This is a genomic window from Streptomyces sp. NPDC043853 (assembly GCF_056436025.1).
On the sequence record NZ_JBWKDJ010000001.1, the window covers coordinates 292725 to 316214 of the forward strand.

General features: G+C 74.5%; 19 protein-coding genes. 7 read left to right on the forward strand and 12 right to left on the reverse strand.

Features of this window, described 5'->3' with window-relative positions; genetic code table 11:
• Window positions 1–14 precede the first annotated feature (14 nt).
• Window positions 15–2234, reverse strand: coding sequence for an NADP-dependent isocitrate dehydrogenase (locus tag AC067U_RS01195; RefSeq protein ID WP_478827514.1), 2220 nt, complete (start codon window positions 2232–2234; stop codon window positions 15–17).
• Window positions 2235–2373: 139 nt separating this feature from the next.
• Entirely contained in the window at window positions 2374–2727 is a 354-nt protein-coding gene (locus tag AC067U_RS01200; protein ID WP_478827515.1) for a DUF805 domain-containing protein, read from the reverse strand.
• Between the two features lie 290 nt (window positions 2728–3017).
• On the opposite strand from AC067U_RS01200, the gene AC067U_RS01205 reads away from it, so the two are divergent.
• From AC067U_RS01205 to AC067U_RS01215, 3 genes are all read left to right on the forward strand, one after another.
• Window positions 3018–4109, forward strand: coding sequence for a trypsin-like serine peptidase (locus AC067U_RS01205; RefSeq protein ID WP_478827516.1), 1092 nt, complete (start codon window positions 3018–3020; stop codon window positions 4107–4109).
• Between the two features lie 128 nt (window positions 4110–4237).
• Complete coding sequence (locus AC067U_RS01210) at window positions 4238–5851, forward strand: vWA domain-containing protein (RefSeq protein WP_478827517.1); 1614 nt, start codon at window positions 4238–4240, stop codon at window positions 5849–5851.
• Window positions 5852–5942: 91 nt separating this feature from the next.
• The gene (locus AC067U_RS01215; protein ID WP_478827518.1) at window positions 5943–7895 is read left to right on the forward strand and encodes an immunity 49 family protein; all 1953 of its coding nucleotides are present in this window, start codon (window positions 5943–5945) and stop codon (window positions 7893–7895) included.
• A gap of 24 nt (window positions 7896–7919) precedes the next feature.
• On the opposite strand, the gene AC067U_RS01220 is transcribed toward AC067U_RS01215, so the two are convergent.
• Window positions 7920–9161: a PP2C family protein-serine/threonine phosphatase gene (locus AC067U_RS01220; protein WP_478827519.1), complete on the reverse strand. Its 1242-nt coding sequence runs from the start codon at window positions 9159–9161 to the stop codon at window positions 7920–7922.
• 108 nt (window positions 9162–9269) lie between these two features.
• Here AC067U_RS01220 and AC067U_RS01225 point away from each other — a divergent pair, with 108 nt between their 5' ends.
• The gene (locus AC067U_RS01225; protein WP_478827520.1) at window positions 9270–10139 is read left to right on the forward strand and encodes an ATP-grasp domain-containing protein; all 870 of its coding nucleotides are present in this window, start codon (window positions 9270–9272) and stop codon (window positions 10137–10139) included.
• 30 nt (window positions 10140–10169) lie between these two features.
• On the opposite strand, the gene AC067U_RS01230 is transcribed toward AC067U_RS01225, so the two are convergent.
• Together AC067U_RS01230 and AC067U_RS01235 are read right to left on the reverse strand one after the other, a co-directional pair.
• The gene (locus tag AC067U_RS01230) at window positions 10170–10814 is read right to left on the reverse strand and encodes a class I SAM-dependent methyltransferase (RefSeq protein ID WP_478827521.1); all 645 of its coding nucleotides are present in this window, start codon (window positions 10812–10814) and stop codon (window positions 10170–10172) included.
• Between the two features lie 79 nt (window positions 10815–10893).
• Window positions 10894–11286, reverse strand: coding sequence for a TOBE domain-containing protein (locus AC067U_RS01235; RefSeq protein ID WP_478827522.1), 393 nt, complete (start codon window positions 11284–11286; stop codon window positions 10894–10896).
• 134 nt (window positions 11287–11420) lie between these two features.
• On the opposite strand from AC067U_RS01235, the gene AC067U_RS01240 reads away from it, so the two are divergent.
• Window positions 11421–12473, forward strand: a complete 1053-nt coding sequence (locus AC067U_RS01240; protein WP_478827523.1) for a BadF/BadG/BcrA/BcrD ATPase family protein — start codon at window positions 11421–11423, stop codon at window positions 12471–12473.
• A 7-nt stretch (window positions 12474–12480) separates the two neighbouring features.
• Here AC067U_RS01240 and AC067U_RS01245 read toward each other — a convergent pair whose 3' ends face one another.
• A complete protein-coding gene (locus AC067U_RS01245) occupies window positions 12481–13698 on the reverse strand; it encodes a beta-ketoacyl-[acyl-carrier-protein] synthase family protein (RefSeq protein WP_478827524.1) in 1218 nt (405 codons plus the stop codon).
• Window positions 13698–13961, reverse strand: coding sequence for an acyl carrier protein (locus tag AC067U_RS01250; protein WP_478827525.1), 264 nt, complete (start codon window positions 13959–13961; stop codon window positions 13698–13700). Before AC067U_RS01250 ends, AC067U_RS01245 begins: the two co-directional genes overlap by 1 nt.
• Window positions 13962–14175: 214 nt before the next feature.
• On the opposite strand from AC067U_RS01250, the gene AC067U_RS01255 reads away from it, so the two are divergent.
• On the forward strand, window positions 14176–14931 hold the full coding sequence (locus AC067U_RS01255) for a lysophospholipid acyltransferase family protein (RefSeq protein ID WP_478828250.1): 756 nt from the start codon (window positions 14176–14178) through the stop codon (window positions 14929–14931).
• 104 nt (window positions 14932–15035) lie between these two features.
• On the opposite strand, the gene AC067U_RS01260 is transcribed toward AC067U_RS01255, so the two are convergent.
• From AC067U_RS01260 to AC067U_RS01275, 4 genes are all read right to left on the reverse strand, one after another.
• Window positions 15036–16142: a beta-ketoacyl-ACP synthase 3 gene (locus AC067U_RS01260; protein ID WP_478827526.1), complete on the reverse strand. Its 1107-nt coding sequence runs from the start codon at window positions 16140–16142 to the stop codon at window positions 15036–15038.
• Window positions 16143–16279: 137 nt separating this feature from the next.
• The gene (locus AC067U_RS01265; RefSeq protein WP_478827527.1) at window positions 16280–17818 is read right to left on the reverse strand and encodes a cytochrome P450 family protein; all 1539 of its coding nucleotides are present in this window, start codon (window positions 17816–17818) and stop codon (window positions 16280–16282) included.
• A 21-nt stretch (window positions 17819–17839) separates the two neighbouring features.
• Window positions 17840–19180: an alpha/beta hydrolase family protein gene (locus tag AC067U_RS01270; protein WP_478827528.1), complete on the reverse strand. Its 1341-nt coding sequence runs from the start codon at window positions 19178–19180 to the stop codon at window positions 17840–17842.
• Between the two features lie 525 nt (window positions 19181–19705).
• Window positions 19706–19861: a DUF6131 family protein gene (locus tag AC067U_RS01275; protein ID WP_478827529.1), complete on the reverse strand. Its 156-nt coding sequence runs from the start codon at window positions 19859–19861 to the stop codon at window positions 19706–19708.
• Between the two features lie 201 nt (window positions 19862–20062).
• On the opposite strand from AC067U_RS01275, the gene AC067U_RS01280 reads away from it, so the two are divergent.
• Entirely contained in the window at window positions 20063–20884 is an 822-nt protein-coding gene (locus tag AC067U_RS01280; protein ID WP_478827530.1) for a DUF1206 domain-containing protein, read from the forward strand.
• Between the two features lie 201 nt (window positions 20885–21085).
• On the opposite strand, the gene katG is transcribed toward AC067U_RS01280, so the two are convergent.
• Window positions 21086–23287, reverse strand: coding sequence for a catalase/peroxidase HPI (katG, locus tag AC067U_RS01285; protein WP_478827531.1), 2202 nt, complete (start codon window positions 23285–23287; stop codon window positions 21086–21088).
• Window positions 23288–23490: the final 203 nt, after the last annotated feature.

The following is a 23490-nucleotide window of genomic DNA, read 5'->3' on the forward strand; positions in this document are numbered from 1 at the left end:
CGGTCGGGCGGTGCTCAGCCCAGCAGACCCAGGGCCTGGTTGAAGGTCGCGGACGGACGCATCACCGCGGCGGCCTTGGCCGGGTCGGGCTGGTAGTAGCCGCCGATGTCGGCCGGCTTGCCCTGGACGGCGATCAGCTCGTCGACGATCGCCTGCTCCTGCTCCGTGAGCGTCTTGGCGAGCGGGGCGAACGCGGTGGCGAGCTCGGCGTCGTCGGCCTGCTTGGCCAGCTCCTGCGCCCAGTACAGGGCGAGGTAGAAGTGGCTGCCGCGGTTGTCGATGCCGCCGACGCGACGGGTCGGCGACTTGTCCTCGTTGAGGAAGGTGCCGGTGGCGCGGTCGAGGGTGTCGGCCAGCACCTGGGCGCGGGCGTTGCCGGCGGTGGTGGCGAGGTGCTCGAAGCTGGCCGCCAGTGCGAAGAACTCGCCCAGGCTGTCCCAGCGCAGGTAGTCCTCCTTGACCAGCTGCTGGACGTGCTTGGGGGCGGAGCCGCCGGCGCCCGTCTCGAACAGGCCGCCGCCCGCCATCAGCGGGACGACGGAGAGCATCTTGGCGCTGGTGCCGAGCTCCAGGATCGGGAAGAGGTCGGTGAGGTAGTCGCGGAGGACGTTGCCGGTGACCGAGATGGTGTCCTCGCCGCGGCGGATGCGCTCCAGGGAGAACTTGGTGGCCTCGACCGGGGACAGGACCTTGATGGTCAGGCCCTCGGTGTCGTGGTCGGCGAGGTAGGTGTTGACCTTGGCGATCAGCTGCGCGTCGTGGGCGCGGGTCTCGTCGAGCCAGAAGACGGCCGGGGCGCCGGTGGCGCGGGCGCGGGTGACGGCCAGCTTGACCCAGTCCTGGATCGGCAGGTCCTTGGTCTGGCAGGCACGGAAGATGTCGCCCTCGGACACCTCCTGCTCCAGCACGGTGTTGCCCGCGGCGTCGACGAGGCGGACGGTGCCCGCGGCGGCGATCTCGAAGGTCTTGTCGTGGGAGCCGTACTCCTCGGCCTTCTGCGCCATCAGGCCGACGTTCGGGACGGAGCCCATGGTGGCCGGGTCGAACGCGCCGTGCGCCCGGCAGTCCTCGACGACGGCCTGGTAGACGCCCGAGTAGCTGCTGTCCGGGAGGACGGCGAGGGTGTCGGCCTCCTGGCCGTCCGGGCCCCACATGTGGCCGGAGGTGCGGATCATGGCCGGCATCGAGGCGTCGACGATCACGTCGGACGGCACGTGCAGGTTGGTGATGCCCTTGTCGGAGTCGACCATCGCCAGGGCCGGGCCCTCGGCGAGCTCGGCGTCGAAGGAGGCCTTGATGGCGTCGCCCTCGGGCAGCGCGCCCAGGCCGTTCAGGATGGTGCCGAGGCCGTCGTTCGGGGACAGGCCGGCGGCCGCGAGGGTCTCGCCGTGGGCCGCGAAGGTCTTCGGGAAGAAGGCGCGGACCACGTGGCCGAAGACGATCGGGTCGGAGACCTTCATCATCGTGGCCTTGAGGTGCACGGAGAACAGGACGTCCTCGGCCTTGGCGCGGGCGACCTGCTCGGAGAGGAAGGTGCGCAGGGCGGCGACGCGCATCACGGAGGCGTCGACGACCTCGCCGGCCAGGACCGGGACGGACTCGCGCAGCACGGTGACGGCGCCGTCGGCGGCGACGTGCTCGATGCGCAGGGTGCCGGCCTCGGCGACGGTCGCGGACTTCTCGGTGGAGCGGAAGTCGTTCTGCCCCATGGTGGCGACGTTGGTCTTGGACTCGGAGGTCCAGGCGCCCATGCGGTGCGGGTGGGTCTTGGCGTAGTTCTTGACCGCACCGGGGGCGCGGCGGTCGGAGTTGCCCTCGCGCAGGACCGGGTTCACGGCGGAACCCTTGACCTTGTCGTAGCGGGCGCGGATGTCGCGCTCCTCGTCGGTCTTCGGGTCATCCGGGTAGTCCGGCAGCGCGTAGCCCTGGCCCTGGAGCTCGGCGACGGCCGCCTTGAGCTGCGGGATGGAGGCCGAGATGTTGGGCAGCTTGATGATGTTGGCGGCGGGGGTCTTGGCCAGCTCACCGAGCTCGGCGAGGGCGTCGGCGATCCGCTGCCCCTCCGCGAGGTACTCGGGGAAGCTGGCGATGATGCGGCCTGCCAGGGAGATGTCGCGGGTCTCGACGGTCACACCGGCGGTCGACGCGTACGCCTGGATCACAGGCAGCAAGGAATACGTCGCGAGGGCCGGGGCCTCGTCAGTGTGGGTGTAGATGATGGTCGAGTCAGTCACCGGATGCTCCGCTCCACGTATGCGTCTCTCGTCTGCAACATTGCTCGACATCAAGATATCTCAGCCGGCGGACCACGAAAGCGCCGGTCCCGACGGCTTCCGTCGGGACCGGCGCTTTCGGGGCGTGCGGGGGCCGTGCTCAGTAGCCGAGGGCCTTCGGGTTCGGGCCGTACTGGTTCGGCTGGGCCTCGCCCTCGGAGGCCATGAAGACGAGCATGATGATGCCGCCGACGAACGGGATCAGGCCGAGGAGCATGAACCAGCCGGACTTGCCGGTGTCGTGCAGACGGCGCACCGAGACCCCCAGGGAGGGCAGCAGCACGGCCAGGAAGTAGAGGCCCGTGAGGGCGGGGTAGATGCCCAGCGCGAAGTCGAGGATCATGAGGATGACCGCGGCGATGGTGTTGAACAGGGTGAAGATCCAGTACTCCTGGCGGCGCGCGCGGCCGCTGAAGAGGGCGTACTTCTTCAGCACGTCGAGGTAGATGGTCACGGGTCCCCCCGGGGATGGTTCGGCGCCCCGATCGTACGGAGCAGGCGGGGCAGAACTTATGCCGCCTTTATCAGCCGGTCAAGGGAATTCTCAATGGTCGGGAAGAAGCTGCTTGTCCCGCCAAAACCCGTTATGGCAGCAGGATTTACCGCGTTTCGGCCGGGCGGCGGCGGGGGGCCGGACGGAGTACGGGCGCGGAGGCCGTCCGGGGGTCGCGGGTGTGGGCCGATGGGGGTAACGCCGGGGGCGGCTCCGCTGCGGAAGCGGCCGCGGCGGCCAAGACTGGGCGCATGCGCCTGATCGCCACCCTCTGCGCGGCCGCGGCCGCGGTCTCCGCCGCCGTACTGCCCGTGACCGGCCCGCCCACCGGGCCCGGAGCCACCGGGGTGCCGGCCGCCCCCGGCGGCTGGACGGCGCAGGCGGCCGCAGCGTTCTGGACGCCGGAGCGGATGGCTTCGGCCCTCCCGATGCCGACCGCGGCGGGCCGGGACCGGGATCCGGCCGGCCGACCCGGGCCCGGGAACCCGCCCGGGACCCCGAACCTGCCCGGGACCACGGACCTCCCGGCGATCACGGGCCTCCCGGTGATCACGGGCCTGCCCGGGATCACCGGCCTGCCGGGGAACGGGCTCTGGAGCCGGCCGGGGCTCCGGGCGGTGGTGGCACCGGGGATCGGGCAGGACTTCGAGGGGCTGCCCCACGTGGGGCGCATGTTCACGGTGAAGAACGGCGGCGCCTACTTCTGCACCGCGAGCGCGGTCGCCTCGCCCCGCCGCGACCTGGTGGTCACCGCCGCGCACTGCCTGCTCGGCGGGGACGCCCGGCAGCTGGCGTTCGTCCCCCGCTACACGGCCGCGCGGCCCCAGCCCTACGGGGTGTTCCCGGTCGGCCGGATCTGGACGGACCCCCGCTACCGCAGCCGGGGAACCGTCCGTGCCGCCGCCCTCGACGTCGCGTTCGTACAGGTCGGTGCCCGCAAGGACGGCCGGAAGCTGCAGGACGTGACCGGTGCCGCCAGGCTCCGCACCGGCGCCGGCTACGAGCACCCGACCGTACGCCTCATCGGCCATCCCGCCCGCGCCGCCAAGCCCCGCCTCTGCGTCAACCGCACCACCCGGTTCGACAGCCCCGACGCCGGCTCCCCAGGCTCCTTCCTGCGGATCCGCTGCACCGGCTACCCCGGCGGCACCAGCGGCGGCCCCTTCCTCACCCCCGGCGGCGAGGTGATCGGCGTCATCGGCGGCTACCAGACGGGCGGCAACCACCCCGACACCTCCTACAGCCCCGCCTTCGGCGCGGACGTGCGCAAGCTGTACGACCAGGCGGCCGGCACGCACAAGCGCTCCGCCGCGGTCGCCCTCCGCGATCTGATCGTGTCCTGATCTCCGCCAGAGCTTGACCTTCCGGCTGCCGTTGTCCTTTCGAGACGCGTTCGCAACACCCTGGCCGGTTCCAACTCCCCTTCCCGGACGTCACATTCGCAGACACCGACCGTCCTAAGGGGGACACCATGACGTTGCGCACGCACGGTCGCGACCGCGGCCGCGACCGCAACCGCCGCCCGGGAAGACCCGCTCTGCTCGCCGTGCTCGCCGCCGGGGCGGTGCTGCTCTCGGCGTGCAGCGCCTCCGACAGCGCCCACGACCGCAGGGGCGGCACCTCGTACGAATCCGGCCGGCGGACCGGCGGCGGCAACCCCGCCCCGGCCCCCGGCGGCCCCACCGGAACCGCGCCCGGCGCGCACCGGGGCGACGGCACGGCGGAGGGCGAGGACGACGGCCGCCGGACCGAGGCCCCGCCCGCCGACTACCTCTCCACCTTCGCCCTCGACGTGGACACGGCCAGCTACGGCTACGCCCGCCGGACCCTCGCCGACGGCAGCCTCCCGGACCCCGCGACCGTCCGGCCGGAGGAATTCGTCAACAGCTTCCGCCAGGACTACCGGCAGCCGGACGGCAACGGCTTCTCGGTCACCGTGGACGGCGCCCGCACCGACGCCGCGGACTGGTCCCTGATGCGCGTGGGGCTGGCCACCCGGGCCGGCCGGGGCCACGACGGACGCCCGCCCGCCGCCCTCACCTTCGTCGTCGACATCTCCGGCTCGATGGCCGAGCCCGGCCGCCTCGACCTGGTGCGGAAGTCCCTGGAGCTGATGACCGACCGGCTGCGCGGAGACGACTCGGTCGCCGTCGTGGCCTTCAGCGACAAGGCCGAGACCCGGCTGCCGATGACCCGTCTGGACGGCAACCGCTCACGGGTGCACCGGGTCGTCGACGGGCTGCGCCCCACCGACTCCACCAACGTGGAGGCCGGTATCACCCGCGGCTACGACACCGCCGTGGAAGGCCGCCGCGCGGGGGCCACCAACCGGGTCGTACTGCTCTCGGACGCCCTCGCCAACACCGGCACCACCTCCGCCGACGCCCTGCTGGCCCGGATCGACGGCGCCCGGCGCGACCACGGCATCACCCTCTTCGGGGTCGGCGTGGGCAGCCAGTACAACGACGCCTTCATGGAGCGGCTGGTCGACAAGGGCGACGGGCACACGGTCTACGTCTCCGACGAGGAGGAGGCCCGCCGGGTGTTCTGCGACGAACTGCCCGCCCAGGTCGAACTGCGCGCCCGGGACGCCAAGGCCCAGGTCTCCTTCGACCCGCACAACGTGGAGCGGTTCCGGCTGATCGGCTACGACAACCGGCGCGTCGCCGACGACTCCTTCCGCGACGACTCCGTGGACGGCGGCGAGGTCGGCCCCGGCCACACGGTGACCGCGCTGTACGCGGTACGCCTGCGGCCTGGCGCGGCCGGGCACGTGGCCACCGCGACCGTCCGCTGGCTCGACCCCGACAGCCGGGCCCCGCACGAGGAGTCCGGCCGGGTGGAGGCGTCCGCGCTGACCGGCGGCGGCTGGGAGCAGGCCGCGCCCCGGTTCCAGGTCACCGCCGCGGCGGCGTACCTGGCCTCGTCGCTGCGCGAGCGGGGTGGCGGCTGGGAGCCGGTGCCGGGCGCGGTCGGGCCGCGCAGGCTGTCGGAGATCACCGAGCGGCTGGCCGCGCGGACCGAGGACCCCGAGGTCCGGCAGCTGTCGGAGGCCGCACGGCAGGCCGGCCGGCTGCTGGGGTGAGGCGCGGGGCCGCGGCGAGGCCCGCGGGCGGCGCGCGGGGCCCGGGCCCGGGCGTTGTCAGTGCCCCTTCCTATGCTGATCACGACTGATCATGAAGGAGACCGGGGACCGGGCCCGGGGGTGGGGAAACCCGGGACCGGCGGGCGGGGACCAGCGGGAGGCGGACATGCGGGCACGGATCGAGCGGCACCGGGTCGCCGCGGCGGCGCTCTCCGCGGCCCAGCGCGATTTCGCGGGCCGCCTCGCCGGCGAGGTGTACCGGATGCGGCAGGACGCCTGCCCGTCGTACGGCTGGCAGATGATCTCCGACGAGCTGCTGGACTACGTCGCGGCCCGCTCGGTCGCCGATCCGGGGCTGGGCGGGAAGGACATCCAGGTGGCCGTCGAGTCGGCGACGGCGGCCGCCGTCGGCTCGGTGGCCCTGGCCGCCGGGAAGCGGCTGGACGTGTTCATCCACTACGTCGGGGAGGGCATCCGCTACACCGGTGGCCCGGAGCCGGACGGTCCGGAGCCTGACGGTCCGGAGCCGGACGGCCCGGCAGGGCCCGGCCGGGGGCGGCGGATCCTGCCCGCCGAATGGCTGGAGGTGCTCTGGCTGACGGTGGTCGCCGCCCGCTCCGACCACTACGGCGAGCTCCTGGTGCACCTGGCGGGCCCGCTCCGCGGCAACGAGCGGCAGCCCGGCCCGGCGCTGGTGCACGCGGTGATGGCGTACGTGTACGGCTGCCAGGAGAACCGGGACGCGCCCGATCCGGTGGAGGCCTCGGGGCGGCTCGCGGTGATCGACGCGATCGTCGCGGGCCTCGGCGACGGCGACACGGGGCTCGCCGAGCGGGCCGCGCTGGCGGCGCTGCGGGCGCTGGCCGCGGAGGACGAGGCGGGCTTCGGCCGGGCCCTGGCCCGGCAGCTGGAGATACACCGCGGCCGGTTCGGGGACTCCGTGGTGGCCGTGCGGAACCCGCCGCCGCGGACCCTGCTGCCGCTGTCCGCGATCGCCCTGGCCGCGATGGCGCACCGTTGGCTGGGCTGGCGGATCGCGGTGGACTCCGACTACCTGCCGGAGGCGCTGGTCACCGGGTTCGCGACGGCGGGACCGCGGGTGCGCGCGTACGGGCGGGACAAGCGGCCGGACGCGGTGGCCGCGCTGGCCGCCGGCCCGCTGACGGTCGACCGCCCGGCGCGTCCCGCGCCACCCCACGGGGCGCGGGACGGGGTCGATCCGGTCGATCCGGTCGATCCGGTCGATCCGGTCGATCCGGTCGATCCGGTCGATCCGGTCGATCCGGTCGATCCGGTCGAGGCTGCCCTGGCCCGGTTCCGGGACCCGGCGAGCGACCCGGCGGACCTGGCCGTGGGGATGACCGGCCTGCTGCGCGGCCTGCGGCTGCGGGCCCTGTCCCGGGCGGCCGAGTCCCCTGGCGATCCCCTGCCGTTCGAGGACCTGCGGCTCGCCGCAGAGGCGGGCGGGGCGGCGTTCCGGCTGGCTCGTACGACCGCGGGCGGATCGGCGGAGGTCACCCTCGGCGGCCTCCGCCGCACCCTGCCGGCCTGGCGCGGCGCGTACGAGCCGGGACCCGGGCACTGGCGTGCCGCGGTGGCCTGCGCCCTGGTGGTGGGGGCGCGCGGTCCCCTCGCCGACTGCGTGCTGATGCCGCCGGAGTTCTTCGAGCAGGGCCCGTACGAGTCGCCGGGCGTCGCCTACTGCGCCGCGCTGCACGACTACCTGCGCGGTGCCGATCCGGAACCGGCGCTGGACCGTGCGCTGCGGGCCGCCGGCCGGCTGGCCGGGGGCAGCTTCCCCGTTCCGCCGGCGGTGCTGCTGTCCCAGCTGGTCGAGGGGGACCGGGAGGGCTTCGCGCTGGCGCTGGCGGACGCGCTGGAGGCGCACCGGGAGCACTACGCGGTGGCGGCCCGCGGCCTGGCGCCGGAGGCCGCGCTGGACCTGGACGTGCTCGGCCTGGCCCGCCACGCGCTGCGGATCGGCTGGCCGCTGCCGCTGCGCTCGCCCTACCTCCCGGAGCCGGAGCCGGCCCCGGCCGGGTGACGGTCCCGGGCCCCGCCCCGCGCATCAGGTCGGATGGACCAGGTCGGACGGGTCGTCCGGGTCCGCCGGGTGGGGGCGGCGGCGGATCCGGGCGGCCAGGACCGCCACGTCGTCCTCGGCGTGCCGGGCGTCCAGACCGGCCACCACCGCGTCGACCAGGTCCTGCACCTCCGCGCCGGGCGGCAGGTGCAGGGCGGCGAGCCGGGCCAGCGAGGTGTCGATGTCCTCGTCGCGCCGCTCGACCAGTCCGTCCGTGAACAGCAGCAGGGTCTCGTCGGGGGTGAGGGTGCGGGTGCCGGCCTCGTACCCGCCGATCCCGGTGCCCAGCGGCGGCCCGACCGGGACGTCCAGCAGGCAGGCCGCCCCGTCGGCCGAGAAGACCGCCGGCGGCAGGTGCCCGGCGCTGGCGAACATCGCGACCTGCCGGGCCGGGTCCATCCGTACCAGCAGGCAGGTCGCCGGCCGCCGGGCGTCGTCCTCGGCGACCAGCTGGTCCAGCTGCCGCAGCACCCGGTGCGGGGCCAGGTCCGTGGAGGCGACCTCGCGCAGCGTGGACCGGTACAGGTTCATGTCCACCGCGGCGTCCAGGCCGTGCCCCATCACGTCGCCGACGACCAGCAGGGTCCGCCCGAAGTGCAGCCGGACCGTCTCGAACCAGTCCCCGCCGACCAGGGCGCGCGACCCCATCGGCAGGTAGCGGCTGGCGATCTCCAGGTTCGGGTGCGGGCGGCCGGGCTCGGCGACGAGCGCCCGCTGCAAGTTGAGGGCGGTCTGCTCGGTGGCGGCCAGCTCCCGTGCGTGCCGCAGGTGCAGGGCGGCCAGCCGGGCGGCGAACTCCACGGCCGCCGTGTCGTGCCCGGTGAAGCTCCGGCCATGAGCGCGTACCGCCAGCAGTGACCCGTAGACCTCGTCCCGCACCACCAGCGGTACGGAGAGCACGTGCGGGCGCCCGCGGACCCCCGCCAGGGCCCTGACCCCGTCCGCGGTGGGTCCGCCGTCCTCCGATTCCTTGGAGGCGGCCTCCAGCAGCACCGGCGGGCCGGCCGCCGCGGCCCGGTACGCCGGGCCGCCGTGCTCCTCCGGCCGCAGGTCCACCGCGGCCGCGTCGCACAGGTTCCGGAACAGGAAGCCGACCAGTTCCTGGCAGGTGGCCCGCTCGTCCAGGGTGGTCCCGATCCGCTCGGCGGCGTCCTCCATGGCCCGCAGCCGGGCGCGGAGCGCCGCCCGCTCGCGGTCCGGGGACTGTGGGTACTCCTGGTCCGCCACCACACCTCCATTCCACCAGGCGACCGGCCGGCCCACCCACGCGCCGGGAGCACGACCTCGCCGGATAACGTGACCGGTCCGGACCCGGACCCGGACCGAAGAGGAACGATGCCCACACCGCAGCCCCGCCTCCTGTACGTCACCGACCTGGCCTATCCCGCGCGCGGCCGGCGCTACTGCGACGAGGACATCTTCCTGGCCTCGCGGCTGCGCGAGGGCGGCGCGGACGGCTCCGGGGTGTTCGACATCGCGCTCTGCCACCCGCTGGACGCGGCGGCCCTGATGGACTCCTTCGACGCGGTCGTGGTCCGCAACAGCGGACCGGTCCTGCGCTACCAGGACCGCTACGACGCCTTCCGTGAGCTGGCGCTGCGGCGCGGCACCCGCGTCTACAACGAGCTCACCGGGCGCGCCGACATGGCGGGCAAGCAGTACCTGCTGGACCTGACCGCGGCGGGCCTGCCGGTGATCCCGACCGTGGACCGGCCGGCGGACCTGGACCGGCTGCCGGGCCCGGACGCCTACGCCGAGTACGTGGTGAAGCCGAAGCTGGGCGCGGACTCGATCGGCCTGCGCTTCCTGCCGCACGAGGCGCTCGGGGAGGCGCTGCGGGCGGCCGGTCCCGGCACCCTGCTGGTCCAGCCGCGCATCCCGTTCCGCTACGAGGTGTCGTTCTATTTCGTCGACGGTGACTTCCAGTACGCCCTCTACGCGCCCAGGCCGCAGGAGCGCTGGGTGCTGGAGCCGTACCGGCCGACGGAGGCGGACCTGGAGTTCGCCCGGCGGTTCGTGGACTGGAACACCATCGGCCACGGCATCCAGCGGGTGGACGCCTGCCGGGCCCCGGGCGGCGAGCTGCTGCTGGTCGAGCTGGAGGACCTCAACCCGTACCTCTCGCTGGACCTGCTGCCCGAGCCGGTCCGGGACTCCTTCGTGGGCGCTTTCGCCGCGGCCCTGCACCGCCTGCTGGACGGCTGAGGTCCGGCAGGCGGGCGCGGGCCGGGGCCGTCAGCCCCGCGCGGGGCGGCGGGCGTAGCAGAACAGGTGGTCCTCCGGCCCGGCGAATTCGCTCTCGGGCTGGAAGGTGGAGGTCGAGTGGTACAGGACCTCCAGTCCGCAGTCCTCTCGGAGCCGGCGCAGGTACTCGTCGGTGGAGTAGCTGGAGACCCGGACCCGCCGGCCCATCCACTCCACCTCCACGTCGGCGATGTCGGCGGGCACCGTGGCCATCACGAAGTAGCCGCCGGGCGCCAGCCAGTCGGCCATCCGCACCAGGGAGGCGCCGACCTCGTCGCGGCCCATCACGAGCAGCGGGAAGAAGGCGCACACGGCGTCGAACCCGCCGGCCGGCGGCCGGTATTCGCGTACGTCGTGCTGCTCGAACCGGGCGCCGGGCACCTGGGACCGGGCGAGCTCGACCATGGCGGCGGACACGTCGATGCCGGTCACCTCGTGCCCGGCGCGGACCAGGGCCTCGGCGACGGGCCGCCCGGTGCCGCTGCCGACGTCCAGGACCCGGGCGCGGGCGGGCAGTCGGCCGTTCAGCCAGTCGATGGCCTCCAGCTGGCCGGGAAGCTTCACGAACGCCCGCTCGTACTCGGCTCCCATGCCGTCGAACAGTTCCGCCGCCGACTCCACCGCACGATCGTCCACCGCAGCCTCCTTCGGGAATCCGGTGCGTGGCCGCCCGTCCGTCCGGGCGGACCGACCGATCGACCGACCGTAGACCAAGCTAGGCGCGATCGATGAAGACGCTGGTGGATTTCACCCGGGCGGTGGCCCTGGCCCCGACCTCCAGGCCGAGTTCCTCGACGGCCTCGCGGGTCAGCAGGGACACGATGCGGTGCGGTCCGGCCTGGATCTCGACCTGGGCGTCGACCGTGCCGAGCAGGACGCGGGTGACGATGCCGGGGAAGGCGTTGCGGGCCGAGGTGTACGGCGCCTCCTCGTCCTCCGCCGCCTCCTGGGCCACCGCCACGCAGAAGGCCGCGAGGTCCGGGCCGTCGACGATGCGCCGGTTTCCCTCGCGCCGGGTGGGGAAGCGGTCCGCGTCCGCCCAGCGCCGCGCCGTGTCGACGCTGACGCCGAGCAGGCGTGCCGCCTGACCGATGGTGTACGACTCCATGTCCGTCACCCTATGGCCCCGCCCGGGGTGGTGCCGCACCGCCACCCCCTGGCGGCCGGTGCGGCACCCGCGGGCCGTCGGGACCGGGCTCCGGCGGGGCGTTCAATCGCCTTGTTCCGTGGAATGGTTCGGGGATGGAGGAACATCCGGACAGGTGCCTCGCGGGTGGTACGGCCGCCGGCCGGGACCCGGGCGCGGCCGTGGCTGACGCGCCGTGGGTGGCCGGCCTGGACATCGGCGGGACCGGGCTGCGGCTGGCCCTCGCCCGCCCGGACGGGCGGGGCGAGCCCCGGAGCGCGGCCTGCGTGGCGATCGACTCCCCCGTGCGGACGGGTCCTCTCGGCGTCGACGCCGAGGCCGTGCTGGGTCTCGTACTGCCGGCGCTCGACGGGCTGCTCGCGGAGGCGGGCACCGCCTCGGTGGAGGCCCTCGCGGTCGGGGCCACCGGCATGGCCTCGCTCGGCGCGGACCTGGCCGCCCGGCTGCCGGAGCCGCTGGCCGGACGGACCGGGGCCCGCCGCCTGGTGCTGGCGGCGGACGCGGTCGCGGCGTACGCGGGCGCCCTCGGGGCCCGGCCGGGCGTGGTGGTGGCCGCCGGGACGGGGATGATCGCGCTGGGCACCGATCTGGTCACCGGCTGGCGGCGCGCCGACGGCTGGGGGCACCTGCTCGGTGACTGCGGCGGCGGTGCCTGGATCGGGCGGGCGGCGCTCGACGCGGCCCTGCGCGCGCACGACGGCCGGAACGGTGGCTCGGCCCTGCTCCTGGACCGGGTGGTGGAGCGCTACGGCGCGGTGACCGGCCTGCCGGCCGTGTTCGGGCTGCGCCCCGACCGGGCCGGGCTGCTGGCCGCCCTGGCGCCCGCCGTGGCCGGGGCGGCGGCCGCAGGCGACGAGGTCGCCGCCGGCATCCTGACCCGGGCCGCCGGGGAGATCGCGGACACGGCGGCCGCCGCGGCGGCGGGCCTGACCGCGCCGCGGATCTCGCTGACCGGGAGGCTGTTCGACCTGGCCGGCCTGCGGGAGGCGGTGTCCGCCCGGCTGGCGGAACGGGTGCCCGGCCTGCGCCCGCACACCCCTGAAGGCGACCCGCTCCAGGGCGCCCTGCGCCTGGCCGCGGCGGCCGTCCACGGCCCCCTGCCGTGGCCGGAGGGGGCGCCGCTGCTGCGGGTCCTGGCGACGGGGTAGCGCGTCCTCAGCCACCGGCGAGGACGGCCACCGAGTTGTGGCCGCCGAAACCGAAGGAGGTGCTGACGGCGACGGACGAGGCCGGCCGGCGCGGGGCGCCGATGACCAGGTCGAGGTCTGTCTCCGGGTCGGGCGTGGTGAGTCCGGCCGTCGGGGGGACGGTGCCGTCGGCCAAGGCGAGGACGGTGAGGGCGGCTTCGACGGCACCGGCCGCGCCGAGGGAGTGGCCGAGGGCCCCCTTGGCGGAGGTGACGGGCGGGCGGTGCGGCAGGAGGCGGCGCAGGACGGCTGCCTCCACGGCGTCGCCCGTCGGGGTGGACGTGCCGTGCGCGTTGACGTGCCCCACGTCGGCGGGGGTGAGGCCGGCGTCGGTGAGTGCCGCCCGGAGGGCCCGTTCGGCGCCGCGTCCTTCGGGGTCCGGGGCGACCAGATGGTGAGCGTCCGAGGTGGCCGCGCAGCCGAGGAGCCGGGCGAGGGGACGAGCGGCACGTGCAGCCGCGTGTTCGGGGCGTTCGAGGACGAGCGCGGCGGCGCCCTCGGCGATGACGAAGCCGTCCCGGCCGGTGTCGAAGGGGCGGGAGCCGGTGTCCGAGAGCGCGCCGAGTTGAGTGAATCCGGTCACGAGCAGCCGGGAGACGGGCGCTTCGGCGCCGACGACGAGGGCGATGTCGCACTGGTCGGTCGCGATCAGGTCGCGGGCGATGCCGAGGGCGGTGGTGCCTGAGGCGCAGGCGGTGGAGGTGGCCAGGGTGGGGCCCGTCACGCCGAACCGGAGGGCGATGTTGGCGCACACCATGTTGATCAGATGTCCGGTGAGGAAGTACGGGGACACGAACCCCGGCCCCCGGTCGGCCAGTCGGGTCTGCGCGTCGTCCAGGCTGCGGGTGCCCCCGCAGGCGTTGGCGGTGACGACGGCGATCCGGCTGCCGTCCCAGCCGTCCGGGTCCAGCCCGGCCTGGTCGAGTGCCTCGGCGGCGGCCGCCAGGCCGAGCCGGTCCACCGGGTCCAGCCGGGCGGTGCCGCGGCCGCGCAGCACGGGATGGCCGGGCACCACTGCCCGGCAGCTCAGGGACACCGCGAGGCCCGTCAGGGCCGGGTCGCGGGCGGCGGTGGGGCGGCCCGCGAGAACGCCGGCCCAGGTGCCCTCCCGGTCGGGGCCGGCCGGTGTGACCAGGCCGACGCCGGTCACCACCGGCCGGCGGCGGTCCGGGGGCGTCGGGGTCATCACCCCGCCCTGCGGGCTTCGACGATCTCCGCGAACTCCCCGAGGGTGGTGTCGCGGAGCTCGACCTCCTCGACCCTGACACCCAGGGTCTCCTGCACGGTGATGGCCATCTCGACGACCATCAGCGAGTCGATCAACAGGTCGCGCATGGCCGTGCCGGGGCGCACCTCCTCGGCGGGCACCTCGAAGCGCTGGACGAGCAGCTCGCCGATCACCTCCAGGGCGGACTTCGCGGGCGTGGCGGGAGTGGTCTGGGAGGTCATCGTGGCCTCGGCCTTCACGGGAACGCGCGCACGGGGCGCGGGGACTGAAGAGGGGAACGGAAAAGCGATTTCCGGAATACGGGCGATTCTCGTGCACAAACAACTACCACGGGCGTTGGTCTCCACAAAGTCTGTTCGCCGTATGCGAGTTGGATAACGCCGATGGCCGGAAAGAGGACCGCTTGTGTCGGAAAGCATGTCGGATGTGATCGAAATGGCGGGTGCCGAATTCCGTCACGTGGGCCGGATGCTCGGTGACGTCGGGGTGCACGCCTGGGACCGGCTGCTCGACTGGTTCGTCGACGACTGGTTCCGGGTGGACGTGCTCGGCCTGGAGAACATCCCTTCCGAGGGCCCGGCCGTGCTCGTCGCCAACCACTCGGGCGCCTGGGCCCTGGACGCGTTCGTCCTGCTCAAAGCCCTGTCCCGGTCGGTCCCTCGGCAGCCGAAAGTACTCGCGGACCCGCTGGTCTTCCGTGTCCCGGTGCTCGGCCCGCACGCCGAGAAGATGGGCGGCGTGCCGCTCGACCCCAGGGTGGGGCTGGAACACCTGCGCGCGGGCGAACTCGTCGGGGTGTTCCCCGAGGGAATGTCCGGCCTGGAAAAGCCGTTCCGCGACCGCTACCGGCTCCGGCCGTTCAGCGCCGGATTCGCGGTGGCCGCCCTGCACGCGGGCGCACCCGTGGTGCCGATCTCGGTGATCGGGGCCGAGGAGTCCGTCCCGAAGCTGGGTGAGGTTCCCGCGCTGGCCCGCCTTTTCGGACTGCCGTATTTCCCCCTCACCCCGGCCTTTCCGCTGCCCGGGAAATGGCTGATCACCGTCGGCGAGCCGATTCCCGCGCCCGAGCGGCCGGCGGGCTACGGCGCCCGGTCGGCGGTGGCCCGCCGGTTCTGCGCCGACGTGCAGGCAGCCGTACAGGACATGGTGGACCGGGAACGGCAGCGGCGCGACGGCCTGTACGGCGGGTGAGCGCGGTTCTCGGCCGGTGAGCGCCTCCCTGGGCCGTGAGCGCGGTCCTCGGCCGGTCGGCGCTGCGGGTGCCGCATGCAAGCGCCCGCGGACCGCGCCCGGGGTCAGCCGTCGTCCGTGAGCGCCCGTACGCCGGGCCAGACCAGGGTGGTGGAGCCCCAGGCCAGGCCCGCGCCGAACGCGGTGAGCGCCACCCGCTGCCCCGGGAGGAGCGTTCCGGCAGCAGCGGCCTGCGCCAGCAGAACCGGCACCGAGGCCGCCGCGGTGTTCCCGTACCGCTCGATGTGCGAGAGCACCCGCCCGGGCGGCAGCCCCAGTTCCGCCGCCAGGCCGTCCAGGATGCGCTGGTTGGCCTGGTGGGCGACCAGCGCGTCCAGTTCGGGCAGCGCCCATCCGGCCGCGTCCAGGGCCCGGGTCACCGAATCGCACATGCCGACCACCGCCTGCTTCAGGACCACCGGGCCGTCCATCCGGAAGTACGGCGAGTCCGCGACGGCGGAGTCGGCCGGCCCGGTCCCCCCGGCCGCGGACGGGCGCTTGCGGGACCGGGCACCACCGCCCGGGATCTCCAGCAGGTCGGCCTGCCCGCCGTCGCTGCCGAGGTCGAAGGGACCGATCGCGCCGGGCTCGCGGGCCGATCCGGCCCGCAGCACCACGGCTCCCGCGCCGTCACCGAAAATGGCCCGCATCAGCCAGTCGTCCGGGTCCATGAACGCGCTGAACACGTCGGAGGCCACCAGCAGGACGCGGTCGGCCGCGCCCGAGGACACCAGTGAGGCGGACACGGCCAGGCCGTACAGGAAGCCGCTGCAGCCCGCGGCCAGGTCGAAGGCCGGGACCTGGCCGAGGCCGAGCCGGTGCGCGACCTCGGGCGCGGCCGCCGGGCAGAGCCGTTCGGGGGCTGTGCTGACCACGACCACCGCGTCGGCGGCGGAGGTCCCGGCCGCCGCCAGTGCCCGCCGGCCGGCCCGTACGGCCAGGTCGGCGACCGCCTCGCCGTCGGCGATCCGGCGGCTCCCCGCGCCGATCCGGGCGCGGATCCACTCGTCGCCCACCGGCCGGCCGCCGCACAGCTCGGCATTGTCGAGCGCGCGGGGCGGCAGGTGGGCGCCGAGCCCGGCGAGCACGGCGGCCCGGCGGGCCGGTCCGGGGGCCGGGATCCGCGCGGCCGGCCGGGGCGTCCGGCTCCCCGGAGGGTTCGGCGTGTACATGGGTCCGTTTCTCCTTCGGTCCGCTCGGTCCGCTCGGTCCGCTCGGTCTGCTCTGTCCGCTCTGTCCGCTCGGTCCGCTCGGTCTGCCCGTCCGGCCCGGAAGCGCGTCGCCGGCCGTCGGGGGTGGCCCGTCCCCGTCAGTCGGCCAGCGCCCGCGCCGCGCCGCGTACGTCGGCGGCCGCCCGCGCGCACCTGTCGGCGTGCCCCAGCAGGACCAGCCGGAAGCGCTCGCCCGCCTCGTCGCCGTTCCAGCCGGTGTGGGACGCGCAGGCGGCGAGGCTCTCCGCCTGCCGGTCCAGTCGGTCCGCGGTGGTCCGGGCGAGGGCTCCGTACGAGGCCGGGCTGTAGCCGCGGGCCGGCAGCGGAACGGCCGCGGCGGTGCCGACGGTCACCCGCCCGTCGGCCGGGGTCGCGCCGGTCCGGCCGGGCGGGTCGGCCGGGGTGAGGGCCACCAGCAGGGCGTCCGTGGGGAGTTCGTACGGCAGCCGGTCCGGGGTGAGCTGCGGGGAGATCAGCACGGGGTGGGCGGCGGCCGTGACGCCCCGCACGATCTCCTCGGCGACCTGGGCGGCGAATCCGGTCGCGGTGCAGCCGGCCGGGGCACCGCACAGCGGCGACGGCTGCCCGCCGGCCGGGCCGGGAGCGGCGCCGTGACCGATGCCGCCCCCGGGGCCGTCGTCCGCCGTGCCCTCCTCGGCCGTACCGTCGTCCGCGGTGCCCTCGTCCGCGTCCGGAGTGCGGAGGCGGGCGGGCACCGCGAGGATCTCGGTTCCCTCGCCGACGGCCAGGTCCTGCCAGACGAAGGCGGCCCGTACGGGGTACACGGCGGCCGCCACCGGCGGGTAGTGCGCGAGGGACAGCCGTACGGCCGTCGCGGGGGCGTCGAGGACGTCCGGGTCGGCCGCGTACAGCGCCAGTGCCCGGAAGGCGGTGGTGACGGCGGCCTCGGAGACCACCGCGAGGGTGTGCGCGAGGGCGGGCACGGCCTCGTCCGGGCCGTACCCGGCGGCCACGAGCCGGCCGGCCGGGGTGTCCGGGTCGGGGTCGGTCAGGTAGGGGGCGAGCCTGCGGCGCAGGGCCGCGTTCCGGCCCTCGTACGCCCGGCTGCCCACGGCGGCCGCGGCCGCCCGCAGCACCTCGCTGAGCAGCGTGTCCTCGACGGCGGCGGCGCCCACCACCACGCGGCGGGCCAGGCGGAGCATGCCGGAGCGCCAGCGCTCCGGGTCCAGGGTGCCGTCGCCGCGGCGGGCTTCGACCACCGCGTCGAGGTCCTCGGCGGTCCGGGCGGCCAGGCCGGCGGCGGGCGGTACCGCTTCCCCGGGGAGTGCGGTGTGCGGGTGCAGGCCGTGGCGGTGGCCGCCCGGGGTGAGGCCGGCGGCCGGTCCGAGCGCGTCCTCGGCCGCGGCGGTGCGCAGGAGGCCGGCGGTGTCGGCCCGGGTGAGCGGGACGAGGAAGGAGCCGAAGGGGGTGCTCAGCCGTACCGGCCGCCCCGACCTGGTGCGGCGCAGGTGGGCGAGCAGGTGACGGACCGCTCCCTCGCGGGTGAGCGCGTCCAGGCCGAGGGCGCGGCCCGGGGCGTCCGTCCACGGCAGCCGGTGGGCGAGCAGGGCCGCGCTGAACACGGCGTTCTCCAGCGGCCAGGCGGTGGCGGCGGGACGGGCGTCTGCGGTGGTCATGGGGTGGGTGTCTTCCTCACGTCACTTGTCGCGCAGCATGTACGGCTGGTTGCCGAGGATGTCGCCGTCGTACGCCCGGATCAGCTCGTTGACGTGGTCCCGGTGGTGGGCCATCTCGCCGCGGAGGGTGTCGGAGTAGGCCTGCGGGGCGTGCGAGAGCGGGTAGTCGTACGTCTCGTCGAGCCAGGCACATTCGGTCCAGGTGCCGGGGACGTCGTGGGGCGAGGCGGGGCCGCGGCCGTCGAGGCCGGGGATCACGTCGTGCTTGTTGATCAGGCTGATGACCCGGGTGGTGTGGTCGGCGGGCCGCTTGCTGTCGATCGGGGAGCCCACGGCGATCACATGGGTGATCCGGTACTCGGCGGCGACCTCCGGGTCCGCGGCCAGGTTCATGGCGGTCATGCCGCCGAGGCTGTGGCCCACCAGCATGAGCTCGGAGCCGGCCGGGACCCCGGCGCGGAGCAGCAGCTTCCGTGCGGCCCGGGTGTACGTGGTGTCGGTGCGGAGCAGGCCGTCGAAGGCGCCGACCAGGTCCTGCGGGGTGCTGTTGCTGAGCCGTCCGAAGCTGGTCCCGGGCAGCAGCAGGACGTGGCGTTCGGCCCCGTCGGCGCAGGCGACCCGGCGGAGCAGCACCAGGCCGTGGTTCCCGAGGGCCCCGATGTCGTTCACGTAACTGACGATGTCGTTGCGGGAGGCGGTGAGCACCTTGGCCAGGATCGGGTCGGGCTCGGCGCGTTCGGCGCGGCCCGGCCCGGGGTTGAGGAACTTGAGCACCGAGCTCGGCAGGCCGAGGAAGGGGTCGGTGGTGGGGACGCCGCCGGCCAGGGTCACCCAGGAGAAGCTGTCGTTGACCGGGTTCTCGTCGAGCATGCCGGACAGCGCGCACAACTCCATGATCACCGGGCTGACGGTGGTCAGGGCGCGGGTGACCCCGAGGCGTTCGACCAGGGCCCGCAGCGCCCGCAGGGCCTCCAGGCGGTCGCCGGCCACCATGGCTTCGGTGAGGCGTTTGGCCTGCGGGGAGCCGAGGTTGGGGTGCTTGACCTCGGCCGCCTTGATGCGCAGGGCGAAGGAGTCCACCGCCATGGTCACCGCGGCGGGCCGGCGGCGGGTCAGGCTGCCCGCGATCCGGGCGAGTTCACCCGGGACGCCGCCGTTGGCCCCGAAGCAGAGGCCCGCCGGGCTGGTCAGGGCACGGGCACAGGACAGTGCCGCGCCCACGGCCCAGGCGGGGCGGCGGAGCGCGGCGGCCCCGAAACGCCAGCTGCTCAGCGCGCCGGCGAGTTCCGCGCCGGCCTGTTTGGCGGTCAGTGCGGCGTCCGCCAGCAACACCGAGGCGGCGATGAGGAGTTCGGCGTCCACGGCGGAAGGCGGCGTACCGCCCGCCGGGATCGCGGCGGCAGCGGTGGGGGCGGCCGCCGTGTTCGACGCCGCTTCCGCGGGCGCTTCCGCTCGCGCCCTGGTCCCCACCCCCGTTCGCGCCCCCGGCTGCGCCTGCGTCCGCGTACTACCGGCCGAGTGGCCGACCGCCTGAGGGGTCACGTCCCTGCCCTTCGTCGCTGCGCGAACGGCTCCACCTCACCCGCCGCGTGAGCCGCTGTCCGCTGCGCATGGTGACACCCCGTACGGCAGGGACGGCGCACTCGGGCGCCCGGGCTGCCGCACGCGCGACGGCCGGTGGGTGTCCGATCGCGCGCGGCGCGGCTGGTGCGGCCCGTGATTCCGGGCAGGGGACGGGCCCGCGGCGGGCGCGGGGACACGCACCCGGATTCGCGGGCCCGGAAGGATGAAGGACCGGGGTCGGCATTGACACCGCACCGAGGTGCGGAAACGGGAGGTCCGCAACGTCCGCCGACCGGGTCTGCCGTGATCGCCCGGCATCGGCGACTAGTAGTAGTGCTTGCGGCCGCCCACGGCGTGGCCGACAGCCCCGAGGATCCACAGGATCAGGCCGATGACGACCAGGATGATGCCGATCGTGTACAGGATCGACAGCCCCAGCAGCCAGCCCACGATCAGCAGGATGACGCCGAGAATGATCATGGCGTGCTCCGATCTCCGATGACGGGGAAGCGGCGCCGGACCGCTCAACGGCCTGACGCCGACTGTCCCATATGGCGCTGCTACCCGGTTACGCGCCCGGAAACCATGCATGGCTCACCGAGTTGTGCCGGCCGCGCATGGTGCGGCCCCTCCCGGGCAGGCGCGCCCCGGAACGAACCCCGCGGCGAAAGGAACAGGGGCATGCCGCAGACCACCACCCGGTCCGGCGCGACCGGCCGGAGCCCGGCCACTCGCCGCGCCGTGACGGTGGCCGCCCGCTGCGGCCTGGCCACCCGTGGAGTGCTGTACCTGCTCGTGGGGCTGCTGGCCCTGCGGATCGCCGTCGGGAAGACGGGCGAGCAGGCCGACCGCACCGGCGCGGTGGCCCAGCTCGCCCGGCAGCCGTTCGGCGCGGCGCTGGTGTGGGCGGTGGGCATCGGCCTGGTGGCCATGGCCCTGTGGAGGGTGTCGGAGGCCGTTTTCGGTGCCGCCGTCCCGGACGGCGACAAGCCCCGCATGCGCGCCCTCGCAGCCGCCCGCGCGGTGGTCTACGCGGTGGCCGCCGTATCGGTGCTGGCCTTCGCGGCGGGCGCCGGCACCCGGTCCGGGGACGAGCAGTCACGGGACGGGACCGCGACCCTGCTCGGCACGGCCGGCGGATGGCTGGTGGCCCTGGTGGGGATCGGCTTCGCCATCGGCGGCGTGGTGATCGCCGTCACCGCGGCCCGGCGCACCTTCCGCGAGGAGATGGACACCGGCGGCCTGCCGGAGGGGGTCCGCACGGCCGTGGACGTCTTCGGGGTGATCGGCGGGATCGCCCGGGGCCTGGTGTTCACGACGGCCGGCGGCTTCCTGGTGTACGCGGCCGTCAGCTACGACCCGGCCAAGGCGAAGGGGATCGACGACACGCTGCGCGCGTTCGCCGTGACCCCGGCCGGTCCCTGGCTACTGGTGGCCGTGGCGATCGGACTGGTGCTCTTCGGCCTCTTCTCCTGGGCCGCGGCGGCCTGGGTCCGTACCTGAACGAGGCCGGGCCGGCGGGAAACCGCCGCCGGCCGGCGCGCGTTCGGGCCGGCCGGCGCGCAACGCGGAAGGCCGCCCTCCCGCGGACGGGAGGACGGCCTTCGCCGTTCGGCAGCCACCGGTGGCCACTCGATGGCCCTCGGCCGCTACTCGGTGGCTGCTCGGTGGCTGCTCGGTGGCTGCTCGGCAGCCACTCGGTGATCAGACGAGGTCGAAGCGGTCCAGCTCCATGACCTTGGTCCACGCCGCGACGAAGTCCGCCACGAACTTCTCCTTCGCGTCGTCACCGGCGTAGACCTCCGCCAGCGCCCGCAGCTCGGAGTTCGAGCCGAAGACGAGGTCGGCGCGGGTACCGGTCCACTTGAGCTCGCCGGTGGCCGCGTCACGGCCCTCGAACGTGGTCTGGTCCTCGGAGGTCGACTTCCAGGTCGTGCCCAGGTCGAGCAGGTTGACGAAGAAGTCGTTCGTCAGCGTGCCGGGCTTGTCCGTGAAGACGCCGAGCGAGGACTGCGCCTGGGTCACGCCCAGCGCGCGCAGACCGCCGACGAGGACGGTGGTCTCGGGCGCGGACAGGGTGAGCAGGTTCGCCTTGTCGACGAGCAGGAACTCGGCCGGCAGGCGGTTGCCCTTGCCCAGGTAGTTGCGGAAGCCGTCGGCGACCGGCTCCAGGGCGGCGAAGGACTCGACGTCCGTCTGCTCGGCGGAGGCGTCCACACGGCCCGGGGTGAAGGGGACCTCGACGTCGAAGCCGGCGTCCTTGGCCGCCTTCTCGACGGCCGCGGTGCCCGCGAGCACCACCAGGTCGGCGATGGAGACCTGCTTGCCGAAGGAGCCCTGGATGCCCTCGAGGGCGCGCAGGACCTGCGCCAGGTCGTCGGGGTTGTTGGCCGCCCAGCCGCGCTGCGGCTCCAGGCGGATACGGCCGCCGTTGGCACCGCCGCGCTTGTCGCTGCCGCGGAAGGAGGAGGCGGCGGCCCAGGCGGCGTTGACCAGCTGGGTGACCGTGAGGCCGGTGCCGAGGATCTGCTCCTTGAGCGCGGCGACGTCGGCCGCGTCGAGCAGCTCGCCGGTGCGGGCGGGCAGCGGGTCCTGCCAGATGAGCTCCTCCGAGGGGACCTCGGAGCCCAGGTAGCGGACGAGCGGGCCCATGTCGCGGTGGGTCAGCTTGAACCAGGCGCGGGCGAAGGCGTCGGCGAACTGGTCCGGGTTCTCGTAGAAGCGGCGCGAGATCTCCGCGTAGACCGGGTCGAAGCGGAGCGACAGGTCGGTGGTGAGCATGGTCGGGAGGTGCTTCTTCTCCGGGTCGAAGGCGTCGGGGATGACCGCCTCCGCGTCCTTCGCCACCCACTGGTGGGCGCCGGCCGGGCTCGTGGTGAGCTCGTACTCGTACTCGAAGAGGTTCTTGAAGAACCCGTTGCCCCACTGGGTGGGGGTGGTGGTCCAGGTGACCTCGAGGCCGGAGGTGATGGTGTCCGCGCCCTTGCCGCTGGCGTACGAGCTCTGCCAGCCGAAGCCCTGCGCCTCGATGGACGCGCCCTCGGGGTCGACGCCGACGTGGTCGGCGGAGCCGGCGCCGTGCGCCTTGCCGAAGGTGTGGCCACCGGCGATGAGGGCGACGGTCTCCTCGTCGTTCATCGCCATCCGGCGGAAGGTCTCGCGGATGTCGCGGGCCGCCGCGATCGGGTCCGGGTTGCCGTTGGGGCCCTCGGGGTTGACGTAGATGAGGCCCATCTGGACGGCGCCGAGCGGGGACTCCAGCTCGCGGTCGCCGGTGTAGCGCTCGTCACCGAGCCAGGTGGTCTCCGGGCCCCAGTAGACGTCCTCGTCGGCCTCCCAGACGTCGGCGCGGCCGCCGGCGAAGCCGAAGGTCGTAAAGCCCATCGACTCCAGGGCGACGTTGCCCGCGAGGATCATGAGGTCGGCCCAGGAGATGGCCTGGCCGTACTTCTTCTTGACCGGCCACAGCAGGCGGCGGGCCTTGTCGAGGTTGGCGTTGTCCGGCCAGCTGTTGAGCGGGGCGAAGCGCTGCTGGCCGGCGCCGGCGCCGCCGCGGCCGTCGCTGATCCGGTAGGTGCCGGCGCTGTGCCAGGCCATGCGGATGATCAGGGGGCCGTAGTGGCCGAAGTCGGCGGGCCACCAGTCCTGCGAGGTGGTCAGCACCTCGGCGATGTCCTGCTTCACGGCGGGCAGGTCGAGGTTCTTGAACGCCGCGGCGTAGTCGAACTCCTCGCCGAGCGGGTTGGCCACGGCGGGGTTCTTGGCCAGGATCCTCAGGTTGAGGCGCTCGGGCCACCACTGGCGGTTTCCGCCGCCCTGCGTCGGGTGCGGGGCCCGCCCGTGGGCCACCGGGCAGCCGCCCTCGGCCTTCGGGTCGCTCACGTGTGCATCGATGTTCTCGGGCATGGGAATCCTTCCGGATCAGGCGGATCGCGCTGTGCTCAGGAGCTGGGGACGGTGGGACAGGCGGACGGAGCGCTGACGAAAGGCGGTGAGCGGACCCCTCCCCCGAAGCGTCACAGCTTTTTCCCTGCTGTCTTCCTGTTCCCTTGGTTGTCGCCGGAATAGATCCTACGATGGACTTAGTCCAAGTCAATGCAAGAACCAAA

Excerpts from the sequence above, each read along its gene's own strand:
- AC067U_RS01225 (WP_478827520.1), top strand. The coding sequence starts at position 9,270 with ATGCCCACACCGCAGCCCCGCCTCCTGTACGTCACCGACCTGGCCTAT.
- AC067U_RS01265 (WP_478827527.1), bottom strand. The coding sequence starts at position 17,818 with ATGACCACCGCAGACGCCCGTCCCGCCGCCACCGCCTGGCCGCTGGAG.
- AC067U_RS01245 (WP_478827524.1), bottom strand. The coding sequence starts at position 13,698 with ATGACCCCGACGCCCCCGGACCGCCGCCGGCCGGTGGTGACCGGCGTC.
- AC067U_RS01235 (WP_478827522.1), bottom strand. The coding sequence starts at position 11,286 with ATGGAGTCGTACACCATCGGTCAGGCGGCACGCCTGCTCGGCGTCAGC.
- AC067U_RS01215 (WP_478827518.1), top strand. The coding sequence starts at position 5,943 with ATGAAGGAGACCGGGGACCGGGCCCGGGGGTGGGGAAACCCGGGACCG.
- AC067U_RS01210 (WP_478827517.1), top strand. The coding sequence starts at position 4,238 with ATGACGTTGCGCACGCACGGTCGCGACCGCGGCCGCGACCGCAACCGC.
- AC067U_RS01280 (WP_478827530.1), top strand. The coding sequence starts at position 20,063 with ATGCCGCAGACCACCACCCGGTCCGGCGCGACCGGCCGGAGCCCGGCC.
- AC067U_RS01250 (WP_478827525.1), bottom strand. The coding sequence starts at position 13,961 with ATGACCTCCCAGACCACTCCCGCCACGCCCGCGAAGTCCGCCCTGGAG.
- AC067U_RS01260 (WP_478827526.1), bottom strand. The coding sequence starts at position 16,142 with ATGTACACGCCGAACCCTCCGGGGAGCCGGACGCCCCGGCCGGCCGCG.
- AC067U_RS01205 (WP_478827516.1), top strand. The coding sequence starts at position 3,018 with ATGCGCCTGATCGCCACCCTCTGCGCGGCCGCGGCCGCGGTCTCCGCC.
- katG (WP_478827531.1), bottom strand. The coding sequence starts at position 23,287 with ATGCCCGAGAACATCGATGCACACGTGAGCGACCCGAAGGCCGAGGGC.
- AC067U_RS01255 (WP_478828250.1), top strand. The coding sequence starts at position 14,176 with ATGGCGGGTGCCGAATTCCGTCACGTGGGCCGGATGCTCGGTGACGTC.
- AC067U_RS01275 (WP_478827529.1), bottom strand. The coding sequence starts at position 19,861 with ATGATCATTCTCGGCGTCATCCTGCTGATCGTGGGCTGGCTGCTGGGG.
- AC067U_RS01240 (WP_478827523.1), top strand. The coding sequence starts at position 11,421 with ATGGAGGAACATCCGGACAGGTGCCTCGCGGGTGGTACGGCCGCCGGC.